This is a genomic window from Gammaproteobacteria bacterium (genome assembly GCA_027296625.1).
Lineage (GTDB): Bacteria > Pseudomonadota > Gammaproteobacteria > JAKEHO01 > JAKEHO01 > JAKEHO01.
In genome coordinates this window covers 1-7,311 of sequence record JAPUIX010000159.1, presented here as the reverse complement: position 1 = coordinate 7,311, position 7,311 = coordinate 1, and the positions used below count along the sequence as shown (strand labels likewise).

The 7,311-nt window shown below is 53.8% G+C and carries 10 protein-coding genes and 1 pseudogene; 6 read left to right on the top strand and 5 right to left on the bottom strand.

Going from position 1 to position 7,311, the window contains the following annotated elements; translation table 11 throughout:
* Both O6944_09665 and O6944_09660 read left to right on the top strand, forming a co-directional pair.
* Positions 1-853 (top strand): radical SAM protein (locus tag O6944_09665; GenBank protein MCZ6719401.1); only part of this gene is annotated, 853 nt, incomplete at its 5' end.
* 364 nt (positions 854-1,217) lie between these two features.
* A complete protein-coding gene (locus tag O6944_09660) occupies positions 1,218-2,141 on the top strand; it encodes an alpha/beta fold hydrolase (GenBank protein MCZ6719400.1) in 924 nt (307 codons plus the stop codon).
* A gap of 217 nt (positions 2,142-2,358) precedes the next feature.
* Here the strand turns inward: O6944_09660 and O6944_09655 are convergent, their stop codons facing one another.
* Positions 2,359-2,958 (bottom strand): hypothetical protein, encoded by a 600-nt coding sequence (locus tag O6944_09655; protein ID MCZ6719399.1) that lies wholly within the window; start codon positions 2,956-2,958, stop codon positions 2,359-2,361.
* A 224-nt stretch (positions 2,959-3,182) separates the two neighbouring features.
* Between O6944_09655 and O6944_09650 the strand changes: the two genes are divergently transcribed.
* Both O6944_09650 and O6944_09645 read left to right on the top strand, forming a co-directional pair.
* Complete coding sequence (locus O6944_09650; GenBank protein MCZ6719398.1) at positions 3,183-3,515, top strand: hypothetical protein; 333 nt, start codon at positions 3,183-3,185, stop codon at positions 3,513-3,515.
* 144 nt (positions 3,516-3,659) lie between these two features.
* Positions 3,660-3,950, top strand: a complete 291-nt coding sequence (locus O6944_09645; protein MCZ6719397.1) for a hypothetical protein — start codon at positions 3,660-3,662, stop codon at positions 3,948-3,950.
* Between the two features lie 134 nt (positions 3,951-4,084).
* Here O6944_09645 and O6944_09640 read toward each other — a convergent pair whose 3' ends face one another.
* Positions 4,085-4,210, bottom strand: coding sequence for a transposase (locus tag O6944_09640; protein ID MCZ6719396.1), 126 nt, complete (start codon positions 4,208-4,210; stop codon positions 4,085-4,087).
* A gap of 116 nt (positions 4,211-4,326) precedes the next feature.
* Here O6944_09640 and O6944_09635 point away from each other — a divergent pair, with 116 nt between their 5' ends.
* Positions 4,327-5,007, top strand: a complete 681-nt coding sequence (locus O6944_09635) for a YdcF family protein (GenBank protein MCZ6719395.1) — start codon at positions 4,327-4,329, stop codon at positions 5,005-5,007.
* Between the two features lie 314 nt (positions 5,008-5,321).
* On the top strand, positions 5,322-5,888 hold the full coding sequence (locus O6944_09630; protein MCZ6719394.1) for an SRPBCC family protein: 567 nt from the start codon (positions 5,322-5,324) through the stop codon (positions 5,886-5,888).
* 122 nt (positions 5,889-6,010) lie between these two features.
* Here O6944_09630 and O6944_09625 read toward each other — a convergent pair.
* From O6944_09625 to O6944_09615, 3 genes and pseudogenes are all read right to left on the bottom strand, one after another.
* Positions 6,011-6,177: pseudogene (locus O6944_09625) on the bottom strand (sigma factor-like helix-turn-helix DNA-binding protein).
* 191 nt (positions 6,178-6,368) lie between these two features.
* The gene (locus O6944_09620) at positions 6,369-6,908 is read right to left on the bottom strand and encodes a 1-acyl-sn-glycerol-3-phosphate acyltransferase (protein MCZ6719393.1); all 540 of its coding nucleotides are present in this window, start codon (positions 6,906-6,908) and stop codon (positions 6,369-6,371) included.
* Positions 6,909-6,983: 75 nt separating this feature from the next.
* Positions 6,984-7,311 (bottom strand): GFA family protein (locus tag O6944_09615; GenBank protein ID MCZ6719392.1); only part of this gene is annotated, 328 nt, incomplete at its 5' end.

The following is a 7,311-nucleotide window of genomic DNA, read 5'->3' as shown; positions in this document are numbered from 1 at the left end:
TGACACCTCGACATTCGGTTCCAAGGTGCGCGCCTACAGCCCAGCGGTCGTCTTTAATATGATGCAACACCTCCAGGATACGTATGGTGTACGGCACATCATGTTCGTGGATGATCTGTTTCTCGCCAGCCGTGTCCGCGTCACCGCACTGTGTAATCTCATTTTGGAAAGCGGCCTCAAGATGACCTGGACCTGCACGGCGAGGGTCGATACGGTTAAATCGGACCTACTCAAGCTGATGAAGCGCGCAGGCTGCTGGGAAATTAGTTTCGGACTTGAGACGGGTTCCGATGAGCTGCTTAAGAAAATGGACAAAATGGCCCGGGTGGAAAGTTCCACACAGGCCGTGACCTGGACGGCGGATGCGGGGATCCGTACCAAGGGATTATTTATGTTGGGTTATCCAGGCGAGACCGAGCAAACGATACAAATGACCAAGGATTTCATCCGTCGAATCCCGATGGAGATCATGAACCTGACGAAATTTACTCCTTACCCTGGATCACCGATATACCGGGATCTGTATGGCACAAACATTCGGGATGACCATTGGGAAAAGATGAACGGTATGAATTTCGTTTGGGCGCCCGAGGGGATATCGATCGAGGAGCTGGACCGCCACTATCAGGAGGTGTTGTCTGGGTTCTACCACCGCCCCAAAATTCTTTGGTACAACATCAAGATGACGCTGCATTACCCCAATCACCTGTTGCGCCTGTTACGTTGCGGGCTTGGCTACATGTATGCGAAGCTGAGAAGCTTTCTGAGCGGTCGAAAAGGAATTCTGGTAAAACCGACCGACACTGACTTGAGTTCGTGGTCAGTGGCGGAAAAAATTGCCGGCCCTCACTAGCAGGACTCGTAGCACGGTCTGGCGCCTATCGTTCATCTTCCAACATCACTTTCTGTCAGTGGTTGGCTGACTAGCTTCCACTCCGTTACGCAGCGGTTTGGGTAGAACTTGATGAAAACCTCTTCGGGTTCGCTCAAACTTGCTTTAGCGCGAGCATGACAGTTAGCTCGATAAACAGGGCGATATGCTGTGCTGCACGGTCTACGCTGGATTCTTACAACGCGTCAGTTGAGAGGTATTTCACTAGAATCCACGGCTGAACACGTTGTGTCAGCTTGAAATGAATTGTCTGGAGTTCCTACTGAGCGTGGTAGGAGTGATTGCAATTTCGATCCGCATCTGCCTGTCGAAAGGAAGGCGGTAATTGGATCTTAATCGAGCGATTGTCCGGGTAGCGCCCTGTGTCGTCTTGTTATGGCTTGGCGCATGTCAGCCGCCTAATCACTACCTGATTCACCCCGACCAAGTCCCCGACGAAGTCTTTGCCTGGGCAGAGGACACTCAACGGGGTCAGTTGCGGATTCACCTTGAGTGGGCAAAGCCAATCGGCGATGGCCCCTTTCCGACGGTGCTGGTGCACCCGGAAGGAGGAAAAACCGCCAATAAGATGAAAGGCGTGATCTGGGATCTTGCCCAGCAGGGGTATCTGGCAGTTGCGGTGGACTACAAACGGCTTATCGATGGCCGATATCAGCGAAATCTCTTCGCCTGGCGCGATGATTCTGACGTCACCGCGGCGCTCGATATCATAAGCCGCGCTATCTTTGTCGACCCGCAACGCATCGCCACGCTAGGGTTTTCTCAGGGCGGTGTTTACAGTCTCATGATCGCAGCCCATGCACCGCGTCGAATCAAGGCCGTGGTGGCCTACTATCCGGTTACCGATTTCGAGTACTGGCTCAATAAGGACCGACCCAATGCAATTGAGCGATTTGTCTATCGTGTTATCCGTGGGCATTTTCGCCGACAGTCTGGCGCTGAAACGGAGGAAGAGTTTCGCGATAGCCTAAGACGCGCATCGCCGTTGGCCAATGCGGAATTAATTCAGGCACCTGTTCTGCTGATCCACGGGGACAGCGACAAAGCAGCATCGGTGCAAGAATCGCAGCGCCTAGCCGATCGGTTGACCGTGTTGAACAGAGAAGTGGAGTTGATAGTTGTCCCGGGTGCTGTGCACATCTTTAACTTTAGGCAGCCGGAAAAAGCGACGTTGGCGTGGGAAGCCACCTTGGACTGGTTGGCACGCTACTTACGCACAAACTCCTACCGCATACATCCGCCGAGCTAGTCGGGAGGCATTAAGAGCACCGCGCAACACGCGTCGCGTGCGCCATCCATAACTACACGGTCTCTCAGTTGGCTAGCAGTTTACAGGATCGAGTTGTCGCGAACAGCGAATAACAACACTGACGGGTAGCCCCGACAATTCCTGGCCATAGTAGATACCGTGAGCTCGCAGTGCGATCACGATAACCATGTCTTGATGAAGATTGCAGGTAATCAGTTTATTCTCCCAGCGCCACCGATGTGTCCCGCCAGAGACTCTTAAGCCAATTATCTTTCTTATACCCGAATCCAGGCACCCAACGGACCAGGATATGCCCGGGAGCCGTCATGACGATTTCTATCTTTTTTCCCTTCCTCGCTCCGGTGACACTGCTAGGGGTATCTTCTTCTATTTGGAATTTTCTCTTCTGAAAGGCCCGTATCGCAGCTCGATGAAAGTCATCTGCCGTAAGATCTTTGCACCAATTGATGGTCCACTCTCCGGTCTTTGCCTCGCCTGCCAGCCCCCACAGCACGTCGTACCTAACGCGCTTGAGCCAAGTATCTTTCTTATGCCCGAATCCAGGTACCCAGCCGATCACGATACGCCCGGGAGCCGTCATCGTAATTTCTACCTTTTTTCCCTTCAGCGCTCCGGTCAAGCTGCTAGGGGTATCTTCTTCTATTTGGAATTTTCTCTTGTGAAAGGCCGATGTCGCAGCTTTATGGAATTTATCTGCTGTGAGGTCTTTGCAATAATTAATATTCCAGCCTGCTGCCTGTGCCTCGAAGGTAACGATCAGCAAACTCGCGAACAGACAACCTGTTACTGTTTTCATGTTCCCTCCTCACTGCGCTTTTTGCGATTTGAGTATACACCCGCTCTCAGCAAGTCGAGTATACACCCGCTCTCAGCAAGTCTTAAAGATTGGTATCGGCACGAGCTACCGCCTCATCTGAGGGGAGATCAATAACGTCCTGTGCTACGCTGTTTACTTTACACCACCGCTGTGGCGGCAAGGGGATGAACCGTGGGTTGAGGGTCGCAAAATCGCAGCATCTCGTGAAGACATACATCCTCTCGGCTTGGCGACCCGCAAGATACCGTGGCTTGGGAATGCAGCAACTGATCATGTTGGCGCTTTCCAATCTGGTCATCGAAACGATCGCTGGACGTTGGTTGCTGTGGCAACTTCGCCACGTTTATGCGATTGCCCAAGGGGACCCCAACACGAGTGTGCCTGCGCAATGGCTGGTTGTCCTGGGGATACATTTGCGCAAGGGGGCAATTACCGCCGACTATGCATTACGACTCGAAAAGGCTCAGGCACTGCAAGCGAAGTATCTGCACCACCAGATCCTTATTGGGGGCTGTGGCTTACGGACACTTCCCTAACGGATGAGAGTATCGAGGATATAAAATGTTACGGAAATCCTTCGCACTACTGGTAGCCCCTTAGTTTTCTTGTTGGGAGGTTTGTCCGATGTGCATGCCAGACGGGAGCCGATTGCCAAGCGAGACGTTGGAGTCCCCTGTGCGATGAGCCTCGAAAAGGTCAAGAAAGGGGTCCGACGCGGTCTTACTGTAAGGCGTTGGCACGCCGTGGAGAAAGAACCCGGGGTGATGGAGGCAACCATATACGTACGCCGGCATGTACTCATCTTAGATATTATCTACGATACCAAATCCGTACGGATTCGGTACAAGGACAGCGAGAACCTGGATTACAAGAAGCGCGGCGAGGAGAAACTCATTCACTCCAGTGCTAACAAATGGACCCGAAACGTCGCGATAGACATCGGCAGGGGACTATCTAGCTACTGCTCCTGACGCGGACGACCCACACCCGCAAACCAGCTACCGCAGACCAATGACCGGGCCCAGCCGGGACCGCGGTGTTCTCAAAGTCTCCTGTTGAGGCGCGGTGAGTTGGTTCGTGCATGTCGACGGTGCTTGAGCGGCCCTCACATATTGGCATTGACCTCCTGGTTTCGCGTCGCCTGGGACATCTTGTAACCGTGCTCTGTGATCAACCTGGCCGCTTCGCGTCTAAACTCAGCCGTGTATCTGCCGCGTTTCTCAGTACTCATCGAACACCTCCTTCAGGTATTATCACTCTATTCGACGTAGGTGTCCGTTTCAATTAGACCACATCAGGGTGCGTGCCCGTGGTTGAAAATCTGTGGAGCTGTATGCGGGGCGTCTTGTGAAGGTGTACATCCTACCCGGCCGGCGACGTGCGAAATTGCAGAGTATCCGCATGCGGGAATGGTTCATATTGGTGCTCTCCAATCTGGTCATTGCCGCGACTGGCGGACTTTCGTTGCTCTGGCAGTTATCCCGTGTTTATACGGTAGCCAGAACTGCTCCTGCTATGACTCCGCGGGCGCGATGGCTACTGGTATTAGGGGTGCGTCTGCAAAAGGGCGCCATTACTGATGACTACGCGTTACGCCTTGAAAAGGTGCAGGCGCTCCAAACGAGGAATCCCAAATGCCGCATTCTGCTGTTGGGCGGTAGTGTTGGAGCCGAAGGCGCAACGGAGGCGGAGAAAGGCAAGGAGTACCTGGCAGGGCGCGGCGTATCGTCCTCCCGGATTATGCTGGAAGACAGATCACGCAACACACTTGAGAACCTACGGTGCGCGCGGGCGGTGTTGGGAGACACCGGCACGGAGCGCGCCGTGCTCATTACTAATCGCTACCATCTGGCGAGGTGCCAGGCAATAGCAGTCGGTCTCGGTCTGCCGCACACCCTGTGCGCTGCGGAAGAGAGGTTGCGCTTGGACGCGCACGTCCTCGTGCGATTTCTCCCAGAGGCTTACTACTTACACTGGATAGTGATCGGTCGAGTTTGGGACCGGTTAGCCGGTCGTGCGCTTGGCTAGGCTCGTTGGCAGGAACACGGCGCGCGAACATGAGCCTAAGAACCGTCTTTTGTAGGTAGCCCTGAACAATGAGCGAAGCCCGAACAGGTTGCCCGCTTCCTGAATCAACGGGCGATAGCGGAGGTTGACGGGCATGGAGAATCGGGCTCCCTATGTGTTTGGCCCTGATCATCCAGTCAGGGTGTAAGCAAAACAAGCCCTGGCAGCGTTGCTACCATGAAACACGTTCTATTAGTGTTGAAGGAGTTGTGGAACTAGTTTGCATACCGTCATCTCTAATGTAGAGAGACCGTTGTATTACTTTAGCTACTACCGTGAGATTCCGAGCTGGGCCCTTACTGCTACTGACCTTCACGATCACGTTGTTTACCCCGGCACAGGCTGTCGCGGTCACCATTCGGACTCTAGAGATCACTCACGATAAGGGAAGCTATCAGGTCACCTTCGATGTGCTGTTGGCCGCCGAGCCCGAGAAGGCGTGGGCGCTTCTAAGCGACTACCAACAGTGGTCCCGCCTGTCTGACAATCTTAAAGAAGCCCAGCTGTTGGAGCGCTTTCCAGATGGCCGGCAACGCATTAGGCTGCGCTTCCGTTCTTGCGTTCTGATTTTTTGCAAAACCATCCGACAAGTTAAAGATGTGACAACCCACCCTAAAGGAGACATTCTCACGGTGATGGTCCCGGAACAGGGGGATTTTACTTCCGGTTGGGAGCACTGGCGAATCCTTGCCGAGCAGGACAAGACACGGGTTCACTATAACGCTGAGATCGTACCGGGCTTTCGTCTGCCGCCACTGATCGGGCCGTCGATCTTGAAACACAAGCTTCGCAGGACGCTGATCGGAATGGCCAAGAAATTGGAGACGCTCGCCGCGCCATGAGTCGGTCAGGTATTGGCAGGATTCCAATCACTACCCCGAACAAGATCCACTCCACCATAACCGTCACCCTATACGCTAAGATTCGTCACGAGAGTTTCAATAACCCGGTCTCGCAGCCGGTGTCAGTCTTCGAGGAAGCTTCGCAGGTGCTCCGAACGATCTGGGCTGCGCAATTTCCGCAGGGTCCTGACCTCGATCTGAACTGGCTGGCGACCTGCTCAAGGGTGTGCTCGGTGTGCATGCCGAGACCGAATCGCATCGCCAGGATCTTAGCCTCTCTCGGGGTGAGGGTGTAGGCCGCGGGCGTTTACTGCGTCCGCTCGACCGAATGGTTAACGCTCGCTTGTGCTGCAGACTATATCTTGTCTCAGCCCTCTACCGTCACGGGGTCGATCATCCTGCGTATTTCAGTAACTTTCGTGGCCGGAAAACCACTTCGCTCGGCATGCTCCTGAATAAGTGCCTCATTATCCGCGAGCGTCAGGCCCTTTCATCTTGGAGCCTGATTGTCGTTACTAATTCAGGGTGTTTGCCCTGTACACCTTCGTAGAAGTGGCGAATTCGATCCATGTCATTCTTAACGGCACCAGTAGGGACAAAAGCAAGGCCCATGCATGCTTCTTTCCGACTGTAATCGAGATACCCACAAACTATGGGAACTTGTGCAGCATGGGCAATCCGATAGAAACCAGACTTCCAATAGTCTTTTTTCTTACGTGTCCCTGACGGCGTTAAACCGATGACAAGTTGTTGTGAGCCCCTGAACCGCCGAGCAAGCTGATCAACGACACCATGTTGGCTGTTCCGATCAATGGCGATGCCGCCCTGCCACCGCATGATGCCGCCAAAAGGCTTCCTAAATAAGGCATCCTTTCCTAACCAAGAGACTTTCAATCGAAATACATATAATGCGCTTAGCCCGAAAGCAAAGTCCCAGTTGCTGGTGTGTGGTTCGCCAATAAGAACGAATTTTCCACCGGCCGGAACTTGACCTACGCCATCCCAGCCGAAAAACCACATCCACGTACGCCCCAGCCAGTAAGCGGCCACCCCTGTGGCCGGTCCATCGTGTGTTATTTTCGAACTACGCACGGCCTATGAGTCTCGGGACGTCCGGCGATGACGGGGAAGATCGTCGGCAATCTCGAACCACGGGATACGCTGCGCGTAGAACACGTGAAACTGAGGCGTGAACTTATCAGGTTCATCCAGGGTACTTATATATAGGTGAATCTCACCCGGAAATCTGTCCGCTTCATAGCTCAGTGGCGTACCACACTTGCCGCAGAAACCTCGGCGAACGCCTGGCGATGATTCGTAAAACTGGCGCTCGCCGGCAGTATAACTAACCTGATCGGGACTAAAGCCGACAAACGTGGCGACGGCAGATCCGGTGTTGCGACGACAACTATGGCAGTGGCAA

Coding starts and splice junctions, on each gene's coding strand:
- O6944_09655 (MCZ6719399.1), bottom strand. CDS start 2,958: ATGAAAACAGTAACAGGTTGTCTGTTCGCGAGTTTGCTGATCGTTACC.
- O6944_09645 (MCZ6719397.1), top strand. CDS start 3,660: ATGAGCCTCGAAAAGGTCAAGAAAGGGGTCCGACGCGGTCTTACTGTA.
- O6944_09640 (MCZ6719396.1), bottom strand. CDS start 4,210: ATGAGTACTGAGAAACGCGGCAGATACACGGCTGAGTTTAGACGCGAA.
- O6944_09620 (MCZ6719393.1), bottom strand. CDS start 6,908: ATGTGGTTTTTCGGCTGGGATGGCGTAGGTCAAGTTCCGGCCGGTGGA.